The following is a 20,424-nucleotide window of genomic DNA, read 5'->3' as shown; positions in this document are numbered from 1 at the left end:
GTTTCAAGCGCTCAATATCAAACCCGGTAAGTTTCATGGCGATTGGAACTATACGCTTCTTCCTCGCTCTTAATCGGTAACTTAATTCTTGCCCATGCCTTATGTCGTAGATGATGCGATCGAAGGTACGCACAGCCTGACGATAACGAAACGCCGCGGGCATGGGCGACCACCCATACGGAAGTAGCCAGTTCACTAGGTCCATGTCGAAGTCCATGACCGCATTCAGCGCTCTTCGTATGCCATCGGCATCCGCAGTGAGGTCAGTATCAAGCAGTGTCTTCGCAGTGATTTCGAGGGTCAATTGCATCATGTCACGATGGATATTGCGCTGCTCTCCATCCTGCCAGCCCCCAAGCATGCGCTCAGTGAAGGAGGTCATCACCGCGCCGTACTGTTGGATCTACCCTGGTTGAAAGGGAGGTTGCGCAAGACGCCGTTGCTGCCGCCAGGAATCCCCTTCGTTCGTCAACAATCCCTTCCCCAGCAGCCCTGATAAGCGCCGAGTCCACGCATCTTTGATAAAATTCTTCGGCTCGCCGCGCAGCACGTACTCGATATGGGCAGGATGATGCAGTAAGTACATCTCCATTCCTGGAATGCGCATACGAACGACGTCGCCGTATTCGCGGGCGCATTGCGTAATACACGCCAGGGGATCACGGAGGAAGGGAATTAGATTGCCAATGATTGGATACCCTGTAGGACCGGGAGGGATGTTTGTTGGACGCATGAGCTATCCTCCTTTTCTTGGGTAGGATAATATTTTGAATAACAACTGTTACGTAACGTTTGTAATGTATTAGATCATCAGGGAAGAGTCAATGCCAAAACAGGTAGATGAACAGGCGCAAATTGCCCGCATCGTACAAGCAACGTGCACGGTGCTCGCGACGCATGGGATTGATGGGTTAAATTTACGCGCGGTGGCGCAAGCGGCTGGGTGCACGACTGGACTACTGATGCACTGGTTTGCGTCAAAGGCTGATCTCGTACAAGCGGCGCTCGCGCATACAGTCACTGTGCAGAATGAACGCGTCGAGCGGCGCTTAGAGGAACACCCGGAGGATGTCGAAGGCGCCATTGCCGAGTTTCTGCCCCTTGATGATCAGCGACGTGCCGAAGCACGTATCGGGCTGAGTTTTACTGCGCTGGCTGTGAGTACTCCAGCGTTGCTGCTCGATCGTCAACAGCGCTATGCCCATTTCCGTCAAGAAATCGTTGACTATCTTAGACACATACAATTTCGCTCAGCAGACCCAAACGACATCGTGGATCGTATTTTCGCGATAACTGATGGCATCTCCGCGTGTGCGACCCTCGACCCGACCTATTGGATACCACAGCGACAACGTGCGGTCCTCGCGGCCAACATCGGAGATGTTGTGGAGTGCGCGAAGCGATTCTTCAAAGTCACTACGCGTACCCTGGCAAAGAAAGCGCCTCGCAGATTGCCAGCGAAAAGGCGCACCATGAATTGAGAAACATCTCATCTTCAGCTATGAGTCAAAGAAATGCCACTAAGGAGGGATGCTATGGATACTGAGCTTGCCGCCATGCCAGTAATCGATATCGACACGCACTTTACCGAGCCGCGTGATATGTGGACCTCACGCGCGCCGCAGAAGCTACGGGACAAAGCGCCGCATGTTGTCCTCTCCCCAGAAGGACAGGAACAATGGGTCATCGGCGATCTCGTGTTGGGCCCGCCGGGGTTTTGCGTCATCAAAAAAGATGGCGAGAAAAAGTATGGCGTGATCTCATTGCCACGTTTCGAGGACATGAGCGTTGCCTCGATGGATGCCAATGCACGGCTGCGCTACATGGATGATTTCGGCCTGCATACGCAAATCCTCTACCCCAACACCCTTGGCTTCGCTGGCAATCAGATGATGAAAATCGAAGATGTCGAGCTGCGCAACTTCTGCATCACTGGTTACAACGACGCGATGGGTGACCTGCAACATTCCGGACAGAGGCGGCTCTACCCGCAAGCGTTGTTGCCGTTCTGGGATATAGAACTGGCAGTGAAGGAGCTGAAACGTTGCCATGAGCGTTTGGGTCTCACCGGCTTCACCATGACCGATGCACCAGAAAGTTGGGGACTGCCCTTCCTCAATGACAAACATTGGGACCCATTGTGGGCCGAAGCGCAAGAGCGCGGCTTGCCGGTGAACTTCCACATCGGCTCCGGACTGATTCCCAATGCCTGGGAAGGCATGGCTGAGAACAACAAGGTCGCGGCACTCTCAACCATGCTGTTCATGAACAACATGAAGTGCCTCACCCAATTGATCTTCAGCGGCTTACTCGATCGCTTCCCGAGCCTGAAGTTTGTCTCCGTGGAAAGCGGCATCGGCTGGCTGCCGTTCATGTTGGAAGCCTGCGAATATCAGATGGATCAGAACATGGTCAATCGCGGCGGGCTCAAGTTACGTCCAAAGGAATACTTCAAACGGCAACTCTACGCTTCATACTGGTTTGAGAATGAGAACACGAAGAATAGTCTCGAACAGTTAGGTGGCGACAACGTCATGTTCGAGACCGACTTCCCGCATCCAACCTGTCTCTATCCAGGTGTCCGCGAACAGATCCAAACCTCACTCGGTGGGCTCGATCGCGGTCTGCAACGCAAGGTGTTGTACGAAACTGCCGCGAAGGTCTACAACTTGCCGCTGCCGGTGTAGTGGATCGGAATACTCGCCTCGCTTCTCGTTTGCTCAATACGAGGGCGGGCGAGCACGTCATCCTACCTCGGAGTGTTCTTTCACTCCTTTATCGACCGGTAAACTTGGCCGTACGTTTCTCTCTGAAGGCTTTGGCTGCTTCCCGCGCGTCGGCGCTTGCCATAGTGGCGCCCTCAAGACTGAGCGAGAGCGGCAGCACCAAATTCGAGACCATCTTGATGTATTTGTTGATGGGGACCTTGGAGGCTGCGATCGCACGACCTGGACCGTCGGCAAGCCGTTCGGCAATCCCCAGCGCCTTGGTCATAAGGTCCTTGTCATCGACAACGAAATTCACCAGCCCGAGTCGTTCTGCTTCTTCTGCAGAGAGACGATCGCCGGTCATGAGGAAATACTTCGCACGATTCACCCCCATGAGCAGTGGCCAGATGACCTGCCCGCCGTCACCAGCGCCAATCCCCATACGAACGTGCGTGTCAGCAAACGTTGCGCCGCGGGCCGCCACGACCACATCGGTCAGCAGGGCGAAGTTCGCCCCTAATCCCATAGCGTAGCCGTTGACTGCGGTGATCACCGGTTTGGAGCAATCGAGCAGATTATCGACGATCTGTCGTGCTTCGCGCATCGTCTGGTTGCCGCCCATCGCTGGAGAGTCTTGCTGCCCGCTGAAGTCGCCTCCTGCACAAAAAGCGCGCCCTGCTCCTGTAACCAGCAGCACTTTCACATCCGGATCATCCTCGGCGTCGAGCGTGAGAGCAGCGAGCTCCGTATGCATGCGGGCATTGATAGCGTTCAATTTCTCGGGGCGATTGAGAGTCGCAACGGCAACCCCATTCGCTCGTTTGTCAATGAGAATCGTCTGATAGCGATCTTGAGTTAGCATACCTCTACCTCCTTTTGTTGACTGTCAGCTGTACGATAGGCCCAGCTCCGGGAGGGCACAAGTAGCGAGTCCAGCCAACTCCCATAAGAGCAGAATGCCAAGGAAGTCGATTGATCAGGGCATCGATAGGCTTACCGCTATTGCAGCAACGTTGGAAATGCACTAACAAACGGCACCGATCTTATTGCTACCTATGGGAATAGCATAAGGAGTTATGGCATGAGCAACCTTGAGCAAGATTACCCCGCGATCTCCGACTTACGGGCACGTGCACGCCGTCGCATACCGCGAAGCATTTTGGCATTTCTTGAAGGCGGCACGGGTGATGACCAAAGCGTGCAGAGAAATCTAGATGGACTGGCGAATGTCACACTGGTGCCACGTTTGCTCAAAGGGAAACTTGAGCCAAAAATTGACACCACGTTGCTTGGGCAGTCGTACAATGCACCCTTCGGGGTTGCGCCGGTCGGTTTATCAGGCGCGATTTGGCCACAGGCGGAGTGCCTGTTGGCAAAGACGGCAGCCAAATATCGGATTCCGTACACGTTGAGTACGCTTGCTGGTGAAACACCGGAAACGGTCGGTCCCCTTGCCGGTGATATGGGCTGGTTCCAGCTCTACCCGCCACGCGATCTCCACATCCGTGAGGATCTCCTCAAGCGTGTCAAAGATAATGGCTTTCGCGTGATGGTCGTCACTGCTGATGTCCCCATGCCCAGCCGACGCGAGAGCATGGCTCGTGCTGGTTTGAAAATGCCACCGGTCATTTCGCCTGACTTCGTTTTGCAAGCAGCCTTGTGTCCTGCGTGGACCGTGGCAACGCTGCAAGCCGGGTTACCGCGCCTCAAGACGATGGAGAAGTACGCCAATTCCACGCAACTGAGTGACCTGCTCCCGTTCGTGGCACAACACATCGGCGGGGCACTGTCGTGGGACTATCTGAAGGAACTGCGTGACCTCTGGCAAGGACCGTTGGTCGTCAAAGGCCTGTTGCATCCAGCCGATGCAGAACGAGCCCTGGCGATCGGCGTTGAAGGCATTCAAGTGAGCAACCACGGTGGTCGTCAATTCAACGGTACGCCTGCTGCGATCGATTCACTTCCCGCTATCGTTGCTGTGGCGAAGGGAAGGGCGGTGGTGCTGTTCGACAGCGGAGTGCGTTCTGGTCTTGATATTATGCGCGCGCTTGCGTTGGGGGCCGACTTTGTTTTGTTGGGACGCGCATTCCAATATGGCGTTGCCGCCTTTGGTCAAACTGGCGGTGATCTTGCGGCGGAAATCCTGATTGCCGACTTAAAAAACAACATGAGCCAAACAGGGTGTGAATCCCTCGCGGAGATTCGTGGGATGCGATAAGGGTATCAGTGTACAGATCTGGGCGTCATATGCCTGACTATCTCCTCACGTCAGGTGACCAGTTGTAAATTTTCATCAGGCTCCCGCCCATCAGCGCAGCCCGCTCAGCATCTGAGAGTTGGTCTGTAACCCGGAACGCTTCGACCCCCTGCTCGTACGTCAACAACGCTACGGCGCGCGTCCAGTCTGTGCCCCACAGACAGCGTGCCAAACCAAACGCCTTGAAGATCTGGCCCAGGGGTTCCCAGATATCCGGGTAGGGAAAGGGCTGGTGGGACAGAGTACACGCCCCGGAAATCTTGATGGCCACATTGTCGAGAGCAGCCAACGACAGCACGGCGGGTAATTCTGCGAACGGCGCTGGCGGCGCTGGCGGTGTGAATGGCTGGCTCAATCCGAGATGATCGATCACTACCTGTGTGTTGGGATGACGGCGAGCTAACTCTCGCACCAGAGCCAACCTGCCCCAGCACAGCACGTTCACCGGAATCCCCGCTTTGCCACCAGCGGCGAAGATACGATTGAGCCCAGGGTCGTCGGCCTCGCCCGACTTGGGCGTGAGCATGAGGCGCGCGCCGACCACGCCTGGGGTTCGTGCCCACTCCGCGATTTCCTCCGCGACCGATTCTGACCGCGGATCGAAGGGTTTGATCAAACCGAACCGACCTCCATGTTTCGCGTACACCTCAAGAACATAGCTCGCATCGTAACGGTACAGGGTGAAAGGCGACACCAGCAACGCGCCATCGACGCCAACCGCATCCATCGCTGCAACCATGTCGTCGCCGGTGACCTCGGCTGGCCCATGCAAAAATCTGTACCACGGGCGCTCTGGACGATCTCGTTCGTAGGCATGCACTTGTGAATCAATCGTGAGACTCTGCGTTGCCATTGTGTGTCCCCCTTGTTCGAGATCGAAACTTACAATAGCGTCGTCACCTCTCGCAAGTCTTTCGCGTCGAAACCTTCGACAGAAGATGAGCACCCTACTACATCAAGCCAGAGAAGATTGGCGCAACGGGATTGGTACCCTGAGTGTAACGGAGGAGCGCAGAGAGAGATTCTTCGCTCCGCTCAGAATGACAGAATCGAAACGTCTGAGTATACAGTGTACAAATGTTCTTGGATCCGACTTCGCATCTAGCGTTTAGCGTCTAACCTCGATAATTCTGGAGGTCAGAGACGTTTCATTTCCTGACTCACTCATCCGCATAGGAGGCATCAAAGAACAGGCATGGAAAGTACAGCACTGGCTCCTGACGACCCTTCCCAATCCCCCGCAACCAGCACGGCCTGTGGGTTTCCTGACCCAGGCATGTTACCTGCGTGGAACGTTGGTGAATTGCCCAACCCACCACAGTTTAGCGTGCGTCACGCCCTCCAGTTGATCGGGCCGAGCGTGATCCTGCTGGGCTGGGCTATCGGGAGTGGCGAATGGCTCTTCGCACCAGCACTCACTGCCAAGTACGCCGGAGCGATGCTGTGGGTGGCAACCATCTCGGTGTTCTTCCAAGCCTGCTTGAATCAAGAAGTGTCGCGCTACACACTGGCAACTGGGGAACCCATCTTTACCGCGTACATGCGCTGTTGGCCCGGTAGTCGCTGGCATAGCGGTTGGTATTTGGGGCTCAGTGCGAGCATGGCGTGGCCAGGGTTAGCGACCAACGCTGCGACCGCGATGGCAGCCGGTCTCTTGAGTGTTCAGGCAAACGCCCATGTCGTGCCAACTGCGGACAACTCTTTTCTCGTCCGTAGTTGTGCGTACGCAATTTTCGCGGCCTGTGTCTTCCTTGTGCTCTTCGGTGGCAAGATCTACACCATGTTGCAAACCGTATCGACGTTTATGGTGGCGTGGATCTTGGGCTACTTGCTCTTTGTTGACGTCTTCATGACCAGCTCGCAGTCGTGGAGCTTGGTGTTCAGTGGATTTCTCAACTTTGGCTACTTTCCTTCGGATGAAACTTTGGACTGGGCACTGGTGGCGGGATTTGCCGCCTATGCTGGGCTTGGTGGGCTAGGCAATGCCGGCACGAGTAACTACATTCGCGACAAAGGCTGGGGCATGGGCGCGTTAGTCGGTGCGATTCCTTCCGCCGTTGGCGGGCAAGACATGAAGTTATCCCACCTTGGCATGGTCTTTCCTGTCACGGCTGAAAATGTCCACAAGTTTCGCCAGTGGTGGAAGCTCATCGTGTTCGATCAAGGTGTGATTTGGGCGGGCGGCGCGCTCTTAGGTATGGCGTTACCTGCAATCCTCGCGGTTGAGTTCATCGATCCCACACGCAACATGGGACAGTGGCAAGCGGCAGCGTTTCAAGCAGAAGGTATCGCCCAACGACATGGCAGCATCTTCTGGTATCTCACCCTGCTATGCGGCTTTTGGGTGTTGTTCTCCAGTGTGCTGGTGGCAACTGATGCGGTCGGACGGTTGTGGAGCGATATGATTTGGACGGGAAGTCAGCCGAATCGCGCAGGGCAAGGCGTTCGCATCTTGTCTCTAGGATTTGGTGTGACTCTTGGCGTGCTCCTCTTGGGGAGTTGGCTATTGGGGAATCTCGCATCCAATGATCTTCTTGTGACTCTTATTTTTCTGGGCGGGATCCCGGCAGCGCTGTGGCTCGTGCACTTCCTGGCAGCACGACTCAAGACGGAGGAAGTGGAAGCACGGGTCTTCAAACCATTAGTGATTGTGTATGCGGTAACAGTCTACAGTTGTGTGGCGCTCTCAGCTCTCAAAGTTGGACACAGCATCGGACCTGATGGTGTGCCCACTCAACTGGTCGAGTGGAGTACGACCGTACAGGTGTTTGCTTTCGGAGCAGCCTGGGTGTTCGGCTCGGCGTTTTTCCTCGCCCGCGCCATGTCCCCGCATGATGTCTACAAAATCTATTACCTGGTACTCGGGGTGTATATCACCTGGATGTGTATCGCCATGCAGATCACCACACCGCTCACTATGATTCTCATCTCCTCGAATATTGGTGGCTTCTTGGTAGCAGTAACCGCACTGCACACACTGTATGTCAATCGCCGCTTTCTCCCGCAGGCCCTACGTCCACGCTGGTGGAAACAGCTTGTGTTACTGGGCTGCACCGGCTGGTACCTATTCATGAGTTTTATGGCGCTCGATGCCCACATGACCAAGTTGATCAATGTCAGCCCATTGCGTTGGCTGAGCGAGAGTGTCATAGCCTGGAGGGAGTAATATAGACGACAGCTCTCGGCTTCGCTTGCAATAGTCAGCGCACTGCTAAAAGGAGGGACTCACCATGGAGAAAAAGTTTGGCGTGATCTCTGCGGATGGGCATTGCAGAGTGATGCACTTGCCCTTTGACTTATGGACGAAGCGGCTGCCGAAGAAATTTCAAGAAAACGGTCCCCGCGTTATTACCAAGCCAGATGGAACCAGGCAATGGATCGTCGAAGAACGTCCCTGGAGCGGCGTGGGTTGGAGTGGTTTGGGTTGGGGAAACGTTTCCTGTTATGCACGCGCAGGAGTACCAGAGGAGGCTGAGCCCGGCATCTTTCGTGCCGCCAATGCGCAGTATCGTTGCGAAGATATGGACCGGGACGGTGTCGATGCCGAACTCGTCAACGGACCGTATGAACAAATCGCAGCAATCAATGATCCAGAACTACGCACCGCCTGTGTGCAAGTCGTCAACGACTGGGCACGAGAACTCTATGAAGAATCCAACGGCAGATTCATCATGCTGCTGCCGTTGCCATGTCAGACACCTGAGGAAGCGGTAGCGGAGGTTCTGCGAGTAGCAACATTTGGCCTCCCCACCGGCGTGATCTTCGGCGGTAAATCTGTACAAGATTCCGGTCACATTGCCCAAGGAGTGAGCGCTTCGACATTGAGGAGAATCAGAACCCATGACTGAGCACGCGAACAGGCAGCGTCTCCACGGTTATTGTGGCCTTTGCATTGCGCGTTGTGGAACCGTGGCCACGGTGGAAGATGGTCGTTTCATCCGCCTTGATCCTGACCCATCGCACCCGACCGGCCATGCAATCTGCGCCAAGGGGCGTGCAGCACCAGAACTCGTCTATCATCCAGAACGGCTGACACATCCGCTACGCCGCACCCGCCCAAAGGGTGACACTGATCCAGGTTGGGAACGGATTAGTTGGGACACCGCTCTCGATCTCACCGCCAGTGCCATGCGCCGAATTGCAGACCAGCATGGGCCGGAGGCGGTTGCCTTTAGTATCGCCTCCCCTTCCACAACGACAATTGCCGATTCCGCCGGTTTTATCCGACGGCTGATGAATGCGTTCGGTACCCCTAATGGCGTTACCAGTCTGGATGTGTGCGGGTGGGGTCGCGGCTTTGCTACACGCTATGCCTATGGCGTCGCAAGCGTGGCCACCGGTAGTGCAGGTGGCGCTATGGCAGACATCGGTAATAGCGGTTGCTTAATCTTCTGGGGGTATAATCCCAGCTTTACCCGCCTGCCGCACGCAACCGCAGCGGTAGAAGCGCAGAAGCGCGGCATGAAGTTCATCGTTATCGATCCCCGCCACGCTGGCCTTGCCAGCAAAGCCGGTGTGTGGTTGCGCGTGCGGCCCGGCACCGATGGCGCTCTCGCGCTCGGTCTCGCAAATCTCATGATTCAACAGGGCTGGTACGATGCCCACTTCATACGCACCTGGACCAATGGCCCATTGCTCGTGCGCAACGACAACGGACGACTGTTGACCGCAAACTCCATACGGCCAGATGGACATACACGCCACTATGTTGCCTGGGACGCGACGAATGCAGGACCAGTAACCTACGATCCGACAACCGGCGGCTATGATGACAACACGACAACACTCGCACTCGATGGTGAGTATCGTATCGAGACGATACAGGGTGAAATTGTGTGCCGACCCGTATTTGCCCTCTACGCTGCGCTCTGTCGCAAATACTCACCGGACATCGTAGAACAGACCTGTTGGATTCCCCGCAAACAGTTAGAGGAAACCGCGCAGTTGCTGTGGCACTCACGACCAGTTTCATACTACGCGTGGAGCGGCCATGAACAACAGGCGAACGCTACCCAAACAGCGCGTGCGATGTCCTTGTTGTATGCTTTGACTGGTTGCTTTGATGCGCCTGGAGGAAATGTCTTACTTCCCGCGATCCCCTCCACAGCGATCACCGGTGAAGATTTGCCCGCCGCACAGACAATGGCTCCAGCCTTGGGAGTCGAAAAACGCCCACTCGGACCGGCACGGTGGAACAACATCGTCGCAGCCGATTTGTATCGCGCGATTTTGCACGGCAACCCCTATCCAGTGCTCGGGTTAATCGGTTTTGGTTCCAATATGTTGTTGTCACACGTAGATGGCGATTCTGGGCGTACAGCGCTGGCGGCACTTGCGTTTTACGCGCATGCAGATTTGTTCATGACCCCAACTGCGGCGCTCGCTGACGTCGTGCTGCCGGTCGCATCGGCTTTTGAACGCGAGGCGTTAAAGATTGGTTTCGAGATTAGCACCGAGGCGCAGTCATTGATTCAGTTTCGCCAGCCGGTTGTATCGCCGCCAGGAGAGGCACGCGCCGATACGGATATTATTTTCGACCTTGCCACCCGTCTTGGTCTTGCTGCGCATTTTTGGAACGGAAATATCGAGGCCGCCTATCGTCACCAACTCGCACCTTCGGGTGTCACATTAGAAGCGTTGCGCGCACAGCCGAAGGGGATACGGGTTCCATTGCAGGTCCGTCACTGCAAACATGCTGAGCTCGATGCGCATGGCAACCCGCGAGGTTTCGCTACGCCATCACGCAAGATCGAAATCTATTCTGAAACATTCCTGGAACACGGCTACGCCCCGTTACCAGATTTCACTGAACCGTCGATCAGCCCAGCCTCACAACCTGCCCTCACTGGCCGTTTTCCTTTGGTGCTGACCTGCGCCAAGCCTTCACTGTTCTGTCAAAGCCAGTATCGCTCCCTCCCCAGCTTACGTAAACGCGCTGCTGATCCAGCGGTAGCCCTGCACCCAGAAGCGGCGAAGGTACGCGGGATAACTCAAGGTGACTGGGTCACGATCGAAACACCAGAAGGCAGCGTCCGTGCGCGTGCCTCCCTCGATACGGACCTCGATCCGCGTGTCGTAGTTGGTGAACACGGCTGGTGGCAGGGCTGTACGGCACTGGGGACACCAGGGTACGATCCGTTCACCAAAGAGGGGGCAAATTACAATTTGCTCATTGGTGACGACACCCGTGACCCCATCAGCGGCACGGCATCGATTCGTGCGTATTTGTGTGAGGTCCGTCTCCTTGCACAAGAAACAATGAGGTAAACGAGAGGCATGCGCGTGGCTTTGGCAAGCGCGTAGCGCAACGACGAGTCAAGAACGGTTGCGAGTTTCTGTGCCGCTTGATCACGTGATCCGCGGGCGAGTGGGAAAAGGGGAAGCCTATCCCCTCGCCCGTCTGATCGGTGAGCTAAATCGGACCCGAAAACATTCGGACACTTTGCGTTGTGACCTTTCGCGTCTGTCATTCTGAGCGGAGCGAAGAATCTCTCTGCGAGACCCCACGCTGCACTCAGGGTGACAGGCTGAGTGCACCAATCTTTCGTGGACTGATTTAGGGGACCGACATCACACGAGGTTTCTTATCGCCTTGTCTGCAACTTACGCCGCCTCGCCTGTTCGCAGGGCAGCAGCCGCGTCTCCAGTGTCATCTTGCGGAGCCGATGGGGCAGCGGCCGGAGCCAGATCTCCTCTCTTGATTCTCTCGAGCGCAGGGGCAAGCTGGGACAGAGCTGCCTCTAATTCATCGATGACGAGAGAAACCTGGCTGAAGTCTCCAGCTCGTCCCATCTTTTCGAGAGTTGCCGCGGCAGCGCAGGTTGGGCCGGCAGCAAAGTTTCCGGCTGCTCCCTTAAGGGTGTGGGCTGCACTTGACAGCGATTGCTTATCGCGGTGGACCAGGGCCTGATAGATTTGCGCAAGATGCTCTGGGTAATCCTGTAAGAACAGCTCAGCCATTTCTGCAAGCAGCTCGTGATCCCCTTCTACCATTTGTAGGGCAGTGGTAACGTCCAGCGGAGCCTCTCCCACCTTCACGGGAGTAACAGCGGGAGTAACAGGTTGTTGGGCCATCGTGGGGGCGACTTCTGTCGTTTCCGGTGCGGCTCCAGCAATTTCTGGCGTAGCGCCCCCCTCTTCCACCGGGCTCGCCTTCACTGGTTTACCAATCCACTTCTCCAACACACCCTGAAGCGCGTCACGGTCAATGGGCTTGGTTAAGTAATCATCCATGCCTGCTTCAAGACACCGTTCTCGATCACCTTTGATCGCATGGGCGGTCAGGGCAACGATAATAGTGTGGGTGTTAGTTTGCGTATTACTAATGCGGATCTGCTGCGTCGCCTCAAATCCATCCATCTCCGGCATCTGACAATCCATCAACACGAGCGGGTATGACTCTCGCGCCAGGGCTTCTAACACCCCGCGTCCAGTCCCAACAATGTCCACCTCATAGCCAAGTTTGGTCAGGAGGCGTTGTGCCAACTTTTGATTGACGACATTATCTTCAGCCAACAAGATCTTGCGCGCCTGGGGAGTCAGTTGCGGGGCAACCTCTGTGGATGTGGTCGGAAGACGGAGGCGTCGCACCGGAGCAATGATCGGGTCACTTTCGCTCGTCGTCGGTTTGGGCACCCAGGTGTTGAGGGTCGTTTTGAGCAGATCAATGTTCACCGGCTTCGGAATATAGGCATCCATGCCAGCATTAAGGCAACGTTCTCGATCCCCTGGCAGGTCATGGGCCGTGACGGCAATAATCGGGGTGTGTCTCCCGGTCTCAAGCTCGCTAGCGCGGATGTGGGCAGTCGCTTCAAACCCATCCATCTCCGGCATTTGACAGTCCATGAGCACGGCAGCGTATTCTCGTCGGCTCATGGCCTCGACTCCTTCACGACCATTACTCGCCACATCAGCCCGGTACCCAAGACGTTCCAACAAACGGACAACAATCGTTTGATTGATCTGATTGTCCTCGACCACCAGAATCGGAGCATACCCCTTATGGTCAGTTAACGTGTGCTGCGTGATGAGCGCTTTACTGGTAGGGGTCGCCTTCTGTTCGACCTGACTCGCCAGCAAACATAAGCACTCGAACAGTTGCGCTTGTCGCACTGGCTTAGTGAGGTACGCTTGAATACCAGCTTCGCGTGCTCGCATCCCTTCACCGCGTTGCCCAACTGAGGTGAGAAACGCAAGTTGCATAGACTTCAGTTCCGAACGTGTACGGATAGCCCGAGCCAGGGTGAGCCCATCCATTTCTGGCATCTGCCAGTCAAGCACGCCAATATGAAAACTCCGCCCCTCTTGTTTGGCTTGGTCGAGAATGGCCAGTGCTTGTGCTCCGCCGTCGGCCAATTCCACTTCCATCCCCCAAGCCGAGAGTTGATGTTGCAGGATCGTGCGATTGGTTTGGTTATCGTCCACAACTAAGGCACGAAGACCATGGAGGTCCGTTCGTGTGGCTTTGGCAGGAGCTGCTGCGGCTGGCCGTTTCTCCAGCCGAGCGGTAAACCAAAATGTACTTCCCTTGCCAACCTCACTCTCAACGCCAACGCCCCCTCCCATCAGCTGTGCCAGTTTCTTCGAGATAGCGAGACCAAGGCCGGTCCCACCGTATTTTCGAGTCGACGATGTATCAACTTGTGAGAATGTCTGGAAGAGCCGGTCCATCCGATCAGCCGGGATACCAATTCCTGTGTCCGAGACTGCGAAGCGTAGCAGCGCATGGGTGTCGGTGTCTTCGTCAACCGACACGTGAATGACCACTTAACCTTTTTCGGTGAACTTGACGGCATTCCCGGTAAGGTTAATCAGAATCTGGCGCAGTCGATCTGGGTCTCCTCGTAGCACAGACGGAACATCATGCAATGTGAGGAGCGCTAACTCGATGTTTTTGTCAGCCGCGGTCTTGGCAAAAAGGTCGGTGACGGTTTCGAGCGTCGTGCGCAGATCAAAATCCAGGACTTCAATGTCGAGCTTACCCGCTTCGATTTTCGAGAAGTCGAGGATCTCGTTAATGATGCCCAGCAGCGACTGCGAGCACCCTTTTACTGTCTGCGCAAAGTCTTTTTGCTCATCATTTAATGGCGTTTCAAGCAACAGTTCCGTCATACCGATGATGCCGTTCATCGGCGTGCGAATTTCATGGCTCATGTTGGCCAGGAAATCAGACTTTGCTTGGTCTGCGGCCTCCGCCGCTTCTTTGGCAGCTTGTAAGATCTCCTCGACCTTCTTACGCGCGGTGACATCGTGAAGCGTCGCGAGTCTCGCCGGGCGACTTTGCCACACGATCCCCGTCACACGCATTTCAGCGATAATTGGCTCAGCGGCTCCCTGGGGTACGGCAACTTCTTTGGTCTCGCCGGCAACGATAGCAAACGCAGGTGCAGTCCCGATAATCTCACTCGCAGGATGTTGAAAGAGAGTCTCGGCGGCAGGGTTCACATAACAGACATGGTTGTCCTCATCGACTACCAGCATCGCATCAGCGTTGCTGTCGAGCAAGGTTCGGTGATTACTTTCCGCAATGCTCAACTGACGTGTCCGTGCGTCAACCCGCTCTTCTAGTTCTTCATTCAACCTGCGAAGAGCAAGCTGCGTTCGCGTCTGCGCGCGATAGGCGCGTTCCAGCTCGGTGTTCTTCTGGATCGCGTTGTCGAATGTGGACAGCAACAGGTCCACCATTTGCGTCGGATCGGAACGGAAGGTGTGCTGTTTCTCGCCAAATCTGACATGCACGCTGCCGTCTGCCGCAGCGGTTTTTCGCAACTGTTGGTTTGCCAGCACATAGTGAATTCGCGACAAGAGAAATCGCTCCTGACACGGCTTGGTAATGAAACCATCTGCCTTACTCTCAAGGGCTTTGATCACCTCGCGTGAGTCCGACAGCGTGGTCATCAGGATGACCGGGAGATTCTTGAGCTGGGGATCTTCTTTGATGGTGCGTGTCAACTGATAGCCGTCCATCTCCGGCATAATCACATCGCTCAGAACGACCGTCGGGCGGTGTCGCTGCAGCACGGCAAGGGCTTCCTTACCCGTCGCCACCCAGGTGACCTGACAGTTGTGCCGTTGCAGCATTTGCTGCAGTTGTGTTGCCTGCGTGTGACTATCTTCGACAACAAGAATCTCAACTTGGTTGGGCATGTGAATTCCTCAGAAGACGATTGGTGGGATCAGCAACGAGTTTCCTTGTGTGCAGTGTGAACAGTGCCGACTATATTGTCACCGGTTGACACTTCCGGTTGAACGAGAGAAGTCAGTAATGGAGAGATCCCTTCAGGAGCAAGAACATAGGAGGCTGCATCGAGTGCAATGGCTGCCCCCGGCATGCCATGAACGACCGACGTTTCCTTGTTTTGGGCGATGGTAATGGCACCTTTCTCACGCAAGAGGCGCAGGTCTTCGGCACCATCTTTGCCCATGCCTGTCAGCAGCGCTGCAACCACGTCCCCTCCGTACACCGCGGCAGCCGAACGAAACAAATAGGACACCGCCGGGCGTAACCCGTATTCAGGGGGATCAGCAACCAACGCGATACGCTTGTTCAAGGCGATCCCCATGTGGTGCTCATCTGGAGCAAAGTACACATGGCCGGGTAACGGCTTCTCGCCTTGTGCAGCTCGCGAGATCGGCAGTCCGGTTTCATTCTGTAGCCATTGAATCAGTGCCAACAAGAACCCTTTGGCAATATGCTGAACGATCAAGATCGGAACTGGCAAGTTCTTCGGCAATCCTGCCAAAATCGTTCGCAAGACCGGCGGGCCACCCGTCGACGCCCCAATGACTACGACAGCAATGTCTCTCCGTGCCGGAGCTGGCACCTCCAAAGTTGGCGACGCCGGCAACCGTGACGACATTCTGGACGACGGAGGAACAGTGGAAGGGAGCGTGAGGTGCCGTGGATGCCGAACACGTGGCCAACGTCGGATGACTTTGACTTCGGCCATCAATTTCACAGTTTGTAAGAACTGTTGTGCAAGCTCTACACCTCCCTCCACATCAAGTGCAGTTGGCTTACTGACGCCAGCTACCGCCCCCGCCTCCATGGCGCGGAACGCAAGATCTGCACTTTCCACGTCCCAGTAGGCGCTGACAATGACCACCGGCACGGGGTACGTTTCCATGATTCGTCGTGTTACTTCGAGCCCGTTCATGTCAGGCATACGCAGATCCATGGTCACCACGTCAGGCTTTTGCTGGGCAAGAAACGCCAAGGCTTCGCGACCACTCGTGACTGCTCCCACGACCTCAATGGCCGGATCAGTACGCAGTATTTCCGTGAGAAATACACGCTGCGTAGATGAGTCTTCGACGACTAACACACGAGTCACAGTCTGTTCCTTGCTCACGCCGCGGCTGAGAGTGTGGGAATAAAGCGCTGCACCGTTTTGAGCAGATCGTTTTGGGTAAAGTCCCCTTTGACGATGTAGGCACTAGCACCCGCCTCCATGCCACGCTCGCGATCGCCGCGCGACTCCAAGCCGGTGACAAGCACGACAGGAAGGTGAAGGTACTTCTCATGACTGCGGATACTCGCGGTCAACTCGAATCCGCTCATGCGTGGCATTTCTACATCAGGGACGACGAGATCGAAGGTTCGACGGCCCAACTGACTCAGGGCATCAAGACCATCAACGGCGGTTATCACCTCATAGCCGGCGGATTCGAGAATCCCTTTCAGCAACATCCGTGACGTGACTGAGTCTTCAGCCAGTAACACAGAGTGCTTTTCTGTCACACGTACCGGCGCCTCTGTGCGCGCCGTGTGCCGTACGGATGTTCCATCAATAGCCGAACGGACGAGGTTCGGCACATCGAGAATGGGAACGACCTTGCCTGAGCCAAGCACAGTGACGCCAGCCACATTCGGCACATCGGTAAGATAGGTTCCGAGGCTCTTAAAGAGGACTTCCTGCTCATTAATGATCTGGTCAACGCAAAACAAGACGCGACGATCTCCGCTCGCTAAGACCAGCCCGCGCACGAAGCCAGGTGTGGTATCAGTGGGTTCTTGCGCCGGGATATCCAACACCTGCGACAAGTAAGCTAACCCGACCGGACGACCGTTGAGGGTTACCGTTTCCACATCTTCAACGAACTTGATCTCAGATGGGCGAATACGCACCACACGTTCAACGTTCATTGTCGGGATGACAAAGGTGCTCCCACGAGTTTCGACAAAGAAGCCGCGGAAGGTTGCCAAGGTGAGCGGAAGGAGAATGCGAAACGTCGTGCCTTCGCCGGTCTTGGAGTCAACCCAGATTTGCCCACCGAGCCGCTCGACCTTTTCACGAACGATCGCCATGCCCAGGCCGCGACCCGAGAGATCAGTGACAGTCGCACTGGTAGAAACGCCAGATTGAAAAATCAACCCAAGCGCTGCCCTCTCGTCTAGTGTACTCGCCTCTTGTTCGGAGAGCAGGCCCTTTTTAACCGCTGCAGCAACAACTGCGGCTTGCTTGACTCCACCACCGTCGTCCGTGACCTGAATTTCCACCTTACTCACACCAACCTGCGTCACCATGATCGAGACGGTACCTCGCGTCGCCTTCCCTTGCCGTACGCGCTCAGCTGGCAATTCAATCCCATGATCGACACAGTTACGAAGCAAGTGGATGATCGGGTCCTTGATCGCATCTAAGATACGTTTGTCGATCTCGACCTCAGTCCCTTGCATCCTCAGTTCGACATCCTTCTGCAGAGTGCGTGAAAGGTCCCGCACCATTTTGGGGAAACTATTCAGCAGCGAAGCAAACGGCAACATCAAGACTTTTTTGGTATCGTCTAGAAGCCGTCCAATAAGGGACCCTGCCTGCTTGTGATCTCGCTCAGCCGCGCGCGTCACATTCTTCAGTGAGCTTTCGAGTCCTCGTAGATGCGATTCATTCCAATACAGAAACTCTAGAATTCTGTGCGCAAGTGAAAGGTGGGGTTGTTCCTGGCGCGCCTGCTCACCAATACCTTCGTAGATACGTTGGAACTTCCGCGCCAACGTCGACACTTTGTTCCATTCTTTTCGCCATTCGCCAAGGGAACTCAAGATCTCGCGCAGGTCGATCGTCCGCTCCCCTGCTGCCTGCCGCACGGCCAGCATTTCTTCAGCCTGCAACAATAACGCGTCAAGCTTCGCTGTCGCCACGCGGATGGTTTCCCCAGTAAACCGCCCTCCAGCCACGTCAGGTTGCTCGACCTGGCGTTTCGCACGTACAGGAGGTGCTACAGGTCGGCGCGCTTGCTGCGGTGCCTGCACTTCACTCGGAGTGGGCTTCGCTATATCGACTGGAACCGTCGTTGGCGTATCGATCGGGCTCGACGGCAGCGGTTCCTCTGGCTCATCAGCGAGCGGACGAAGGATCACGTCGGGTTGCGCAGCATCGACCAGCATTCGCAGTTGGTCAATCGTGTCATCGATTTGCTGTTGAACCTCGGGAGCCTCCACCTCGGCTAAGAGCGCATTAACCGCGTCTAACGCGCGGTGCATGACATCAAAGCTATCAGACGACAGATGCAGTTCCCTGCGCTTGAGTCCGGCAAATACGTCCTCAATGGCTTGGCAAATAGACTGCACGTCGGTCAAGCCAACCGCTCGTGCCGCCCCTTTCAAACTATGTGCAGAGCGGAAGGTACGCTCCAACACGACATCTCGTTCGTCTTCTGAAGCAACCTGTTCGAGTGCTAAGAGACCGGTTTCCAAACTTTCCAGATGCTCGTCGGCTTCGCCTCGGAAGGCTGCACGGACAGCATCCATGAGTTCCGGAGAAACCATTGATTGCAGAGATGTGACCGAAGGTTGCTCACGCTCGGCTGGTGCGGGTTCCGGTGCAAGAGCCGTAGTCGTATCGTCGGCGAGAGCGGCAGTAATGAAGTCTTCAGCGGTATGCTCCGTCAATACTTCAGAACTGGCAATTTCCACAGCAGGATCTGTAGCAACACCCTCCACTCGCTCGTCGACAACGTCTATCCTGAGCTGATCCAAGGACTCAGGCTGATCGACGAGATTCTCAGTCACAGTGAAGATTTCTCGTTCATGCTGGATTTGCGGAAGTAGGGTCTCACTTTGAGGAGCGGTCTCTATGGAATCCAGCAACGGACGTTCAGTGTCAACCGCTGCCGTCTCTATTGGTGGCTCTAGCTGTACGGGCTCGTCTTCGGATGCAGCCTGAAGACTCGGCTCAGATGGGACCAACTCCAACATCGAGAGCGTCTCAGACTCTTCGTTGTGAGGCTCCTCCGTGAGCATCGGGACCAGAGATTCCGCAGGGAGAGTCCAGCTGGGCTCATCAAATGTCACCGGCGTTGATTCACCGGTTTCTCCCTCAATGAGAAATCCGGTTTGCACCCCATCCTCCGCCACTACAGCCAGTGCTTCGACAGCATCGGCAACGTTCTTTGCGTGGCGTCCTTGAGGGTCGTTGATTACCTCACGACTCGTGACGAGTGCACGACGAAAAATGTCATACCCGTTCGGCGTCAGTTGCAAATTGTCATACCGTAGTCTTGCCAGAACATCTTCCAGTGATTGCGAGAGCGCACCGATATCTGGCTGGTCAACTAATGCGGCTGCCCCCCTCAAGCTCTGGATATCAGCAAACATTTCTCCCAGGAGAGAGAATTGCTCTTCAGGCGCGAGGGCCGCCTGCATGCGATCAAGGTTGTCAGTGATCGCCAGGAGTCGCTTGTCCGCCTCTGCCCAGAAGATCGTCCGCAGATCGTTCGACATATCATTTGTTGTGTTGTCCATGTCGGATACTCCCCACCGTTGACCGGGCTCCCGTACTCATTGAGATGACAGCCGTTCGGTGTGCTCTATGTAGGCTTGTCGTCCAGTTCAGATCACATGAAGTCCTTCGCCGCGGAAGCGTAAAAAGGGTCACTGGTGACCCTAACGCCAGGACCAACGCCCTGCTTCCACGACAACGTTCATCTGTCACCTGCCTCTGGGGCATCACACACCGCTATATTGGAAATCCTTCCCGTGTTCCCCGTCTCGGATAGACACAAGTTTCGCGTCATAGGTTCCAGAGAAAGGTTTATTGCAAGCGTAATCGAACCCGTCGAACACCCCGGGCTTGAGCTTTAAACTCACCTTTTTACTACTCGCTTCATCGGTGATGGTAAAAATTCCTGCTCCCCCCAACCCACTGATTTTTCCGCCGGTTTCTGGCTCAACAAACGCGATCTTAGTTTTTGTTGGCGCAACCTCGGCGTCGAACCGGAACGCCTTGGAGATGGCGTGATCATGGACCGAGAGGACAGTGTCTGAGTTGAGTCGGAAGATGATATAGGCAATTGAACGCCGGACATGATCTTTCATAATTGTTTCTCCTTAAGGCACTTAGAAAAAACAAATTGAACAAGCAGCTTGAGGCGGCTACCCTGCTGGCATGACACGAGCGGAGCAAGTGGAATTCATTCGACACAAATATACGGCTTTGGCGCCCTTGCTGAACGAAAGGA

Annotated in this window: 15 protein-coding genes; 6 read left to right on the top strand and 9 right to left on the bottom strand. The window is 55.4% G+C overall.

The annotated features are described in order from the left end of the window. Window positions 1–382, bottom strand: a 382-nt coding sequence (locus FJ147_18835) for a hypothetical protein (GenBank protein ID MBM4257933.1), incomplete at its 3' end; no start/stop codon positions are given. Window positions 383–403: 21 nt separating this feature from the next. Continuing rightward, the gene (locus FJ147_18830; GenBank protein ID MBM4257932.1) at window positions 404–733 is read right to left on the bottom strand and encodes a cytochrome P450; all 330 of its coding nucleotides are present in this window, start codon (window positions 731–733) and stop codon (window positions 404–406) included. A gap of 91 nt (window positions 734–824) precedes the next feature. On the opposite strand from FJ147_18830, the gene FJ147_18825 reads away from it, so the two are divergent. After that, complete coding sequence (locus FJ147_18825; protein ID MBM4257931.1) at window positions 825–1,481, top strand: TetR family transcriptional regulator; 657 nt, start codon at window positions 825–827, stop codon at window positions 1,479–1,481. A 33-nt stretch (window positions 1,482–1,514) separates the two neighbouring features. After that, on the top strand, window positions 1,515–2,687 hold the full coding sequence (locus tag FJ147_18820) for an amidohydrolase (GenBank protein MBM4257930.1): 1,173 nt from the start codon (window positions 1,515–1,517) through the stop codon (window positions 2,685–2,687). A gap of 88 nt (window positions 2,688–2,775) precedes the next feature. Here FJ147_18820 and FJ147_18815 read toward each other — a convergent pair whose 3' ends face one another. Then, complete coding sequence (locus tag FJ147_18815) at window positions 2,776–3,570, bottom strand: hypothetical protein (protein ID MBM4257929.1); 795 nt, start codon at window positions 3,568–3,570, stop codon at window positions 2,776–2,778. A 219-nt stretch (window positions 3,571–3,789) separates the two neighbouring features. Between FJ147_18815 and FJ147_18810 the strand changes: the two genes are divergently transcribed. Beyond that, window positions 3,790–4,926 carry an alpha-hydroxy-acid oxidizing protein gene (locus FJ147_18810; protein MBM4257928.1) on the top strand — a complete coding sequence of 379 codons (1,137 nt, stop codon included), beginning with the start codon at window positions 3,790–3,792 and terminating at the stop codon, window positions 4,924–4,926. Window positions 4,927–4,963: 37 nt separating this feature from the next. Here the strand turns inward: FJ147_18810 and FJ147_18805 are convergent, their stop codons facing one another. Next, window positions 4,964–5,818, bottom strand: coding sequence for an amidohydrolase (locus tag FJ147_18805; GenBank protein MBM4257927.1), 855 nt, complete (start codon window positions 5,816–5,818; stop codon window positions 4,964–4,966). 342 nt (window positions 5,819–6,160) lie between these two features. Here FJ147_18805 and FJ147_18800 point away from each other — a divergent pair, with 342 nt between their 5' ends. The 3 genes from FJ147_18800 to FJ147_18790 all read left to right on the top strand — a co-directional run bounded on the left by FJ147_18800 (window position 6,161) and on the right by FJ147_18790 (window position 11,232). Next, window positions 6,161–8,131 carry a hypothetical protein gene (locus FJ147_18800; protein ID MBM4257926.1) on the top strand — a complete coding sequence of 657 codons (1,971 nt, stop codon included), beginning with the start codon at window positions 6,161–6,163 and terminating at the stop codon, window positions 8,129–8,131. A gap of 64 nt (window positions 8,132–8,195) precedes the next feature. After that, window positions 8,196–8,813, top strand: a complete 618-nt coding sequence (locus tag FJ147_18795) for a hypothetical protein (GenBank protein MBM4257925.1) — start codon at window positions 8,196–8,198, stop codon at window positions 8,811–8,813. Then, the gene (locus FJ147_18790) at window positions 8,806–11,232 is read left to right on the top strand and encodes a molybdopterin oxidoreductase (protein ID MBM4257924.1); all 2,427 of its coding nucleotides are present in this window, start codon (window positions 8,806–8,808) and stop codon (window positions 11,230–11,232) included. Before FJ147_18795 ends, FJ147_18790 begins: the two co-directional genes overlap by 8 nt. Before the next feature lie 336 nt (window positions 11,233–11,568). Here FJ147_18790 and FJ147_18785 read toward each other — a convergent pair whose 3' ends face one another. The 5 genes from FJ147_18785 to FJ147_18765 all read right to left on the bottom strand — a co-directional run bounded on the left by FJ147_18785 (window position 11,569) and on the right by FJ147_18765 (window position 20,281). Next, entirely contained in the window at window positions 11,569–13,731 is a 2,163-nt protein-coding gene (locus FJ147_18785; protein MBM4257923.1) for a response regulator, read from the bottom strand. After that, window positions 13,732–15,111 (bottom strand): response regulator, encoded by a 1,380-nt coding sequence (locus FJ147_18780; GenBank protein ID MBM4257922.1) that lies wholly within the window; start codon window positions 15,109–15,111, stop codon window positions 13,732–13,734. Window positions 15,112–15,140: 29 nt separating this feature from the next. After that, a complete protein-coding gene (cheB, locus tag FJ147_18775) occupies window positions 15,141–16,298 on the bottom strand; it encodes a chemotaxis-specific protein-glutamate methyltransferase CheB (protein MBM4257921.1) in 1,158 nt (385 codons plus the stop codon). A 14-nt stretch (window positions 16,299–16,312) separates the two neighbouring features. Next, the gene (locus FJ147_18770) at window positions 16,313–19,708 is read right to left on the bottom strand and encodes a response regulator (protein MBM4257920.1); all 3,396 of its coding nucleotides are present in this window, start codon (window positions 19,706–19,708) and stop codon (window positions 16,313–16,315) included. A gap of 204 nt (window positions 19,709–19,912) precedes the next feature. Further along, complete coding sequence (locus FJ147_18765; GenBank protein ID MBM4257919.1) at window positions 19,913–20,281, bottom strand: hypothetical protein; 369 nt, start codon at window positions 20,279–20,281, stop codon at window positions 19,913–19,915. Window positions 20,282–20,424 lie beyond the last annotated feature (143 nt).

It is taken from the genome of Deltaproteobacteria bacterium (genome assembly GCA_016874775.1).
GTDB lineage: Bacteria > Desulfobacterota > Binatia > Bin18 > Bin18 > VGTJ01.
This window is presented reverse-complemented; position numbering and strand designations above follow the sequence as displayed.

Excerpts from the sequence above, each read along its gene's own strand:
- FJ147_18800 (MBM4257926.1), top strand. The coding sequence starts at position 6,161 with ATGGAAAGTACAGCACTGGCTCCTGACGACCCTTCCCAATCCCCCGCA.
- FJ147_18810 (MBM4257928.1), top strand. The coding sequence starts at position 3,790 with ATGAGCAACCTTGAGCAAGATTACCCCGCGATCTCCGACTTACGGGCA.
- FJ147_18765 (MBM4257919.1), bottom strand. The coding sequence starts at position 20,281 with ATGAAAGATCATGTCCGGCGTTCAATTGCCTATATCATCTTCCGACTC.
- FJ147_18815 (MBM4257929.1), bottom strand. The coding sequence starts at position 3,570 with ATGCTAACTCAAGATCGCTATCAGACGATTCTCATTGACAAACGAGCG.
- FJ147_18820 (MBM4257930.1), top strand. The coding sequence starts at position 1,515 with ATGCCACTAAGGAGGGATGCTATGGATACTGAGCTTGCCGCCATGCCA.
- FJ147_18770 (MBM4257920.1), bottom strand. The coding sequence starts at position 19,708 with ATGGACAACACAACAAATGATATGTCGAACGATCTGCGGACGATCTTC.
- FJ147_18795 (MBM4257925.1), top strand. The coding sequence starts at position 8,196 with ATGGAGAAAAAGTTTGGCGTGATCTCTGCGGATGGGCATTGCAGAGTG.
- FJ147_18790 (MBM4257924.1), top strand. The coding sequence starts at position 8,806 with ATGACTGAGCACGCGAACAGGCAGCGTCTCCACGGTTATTGTGGCCTT.
- FJ147_18805 (MBM4257927.1), bottom strand. The coding sequence starts at position 5,818 with ATGGCAACGCAGAGTCTCACGATTGATTCACAAGTGCATGCCTACGAA.
- FJ147_18830 (MBM4257932.1), bottom strand. The coding sequence starts at position 733 with ATGCGTCCAACAAACATCCCTCCCGGTCCTACAGGGTATCCAATCATT.
- FJ147_18780 (MBM4257922.1), bottom strand. The coding sequence starts at position 15,111 with ATGCCCAACCAAGTTGAGATTCTTGTTGTCGAAGATAGTCACACGCAG.
- FJ147_18825 (MBM4257931.1), top strand. The coding sequence starts at position 825 with ATGCCAAAACAGGTAGATGAACAGGCGCAAATTGCCCGCATCGTACAA.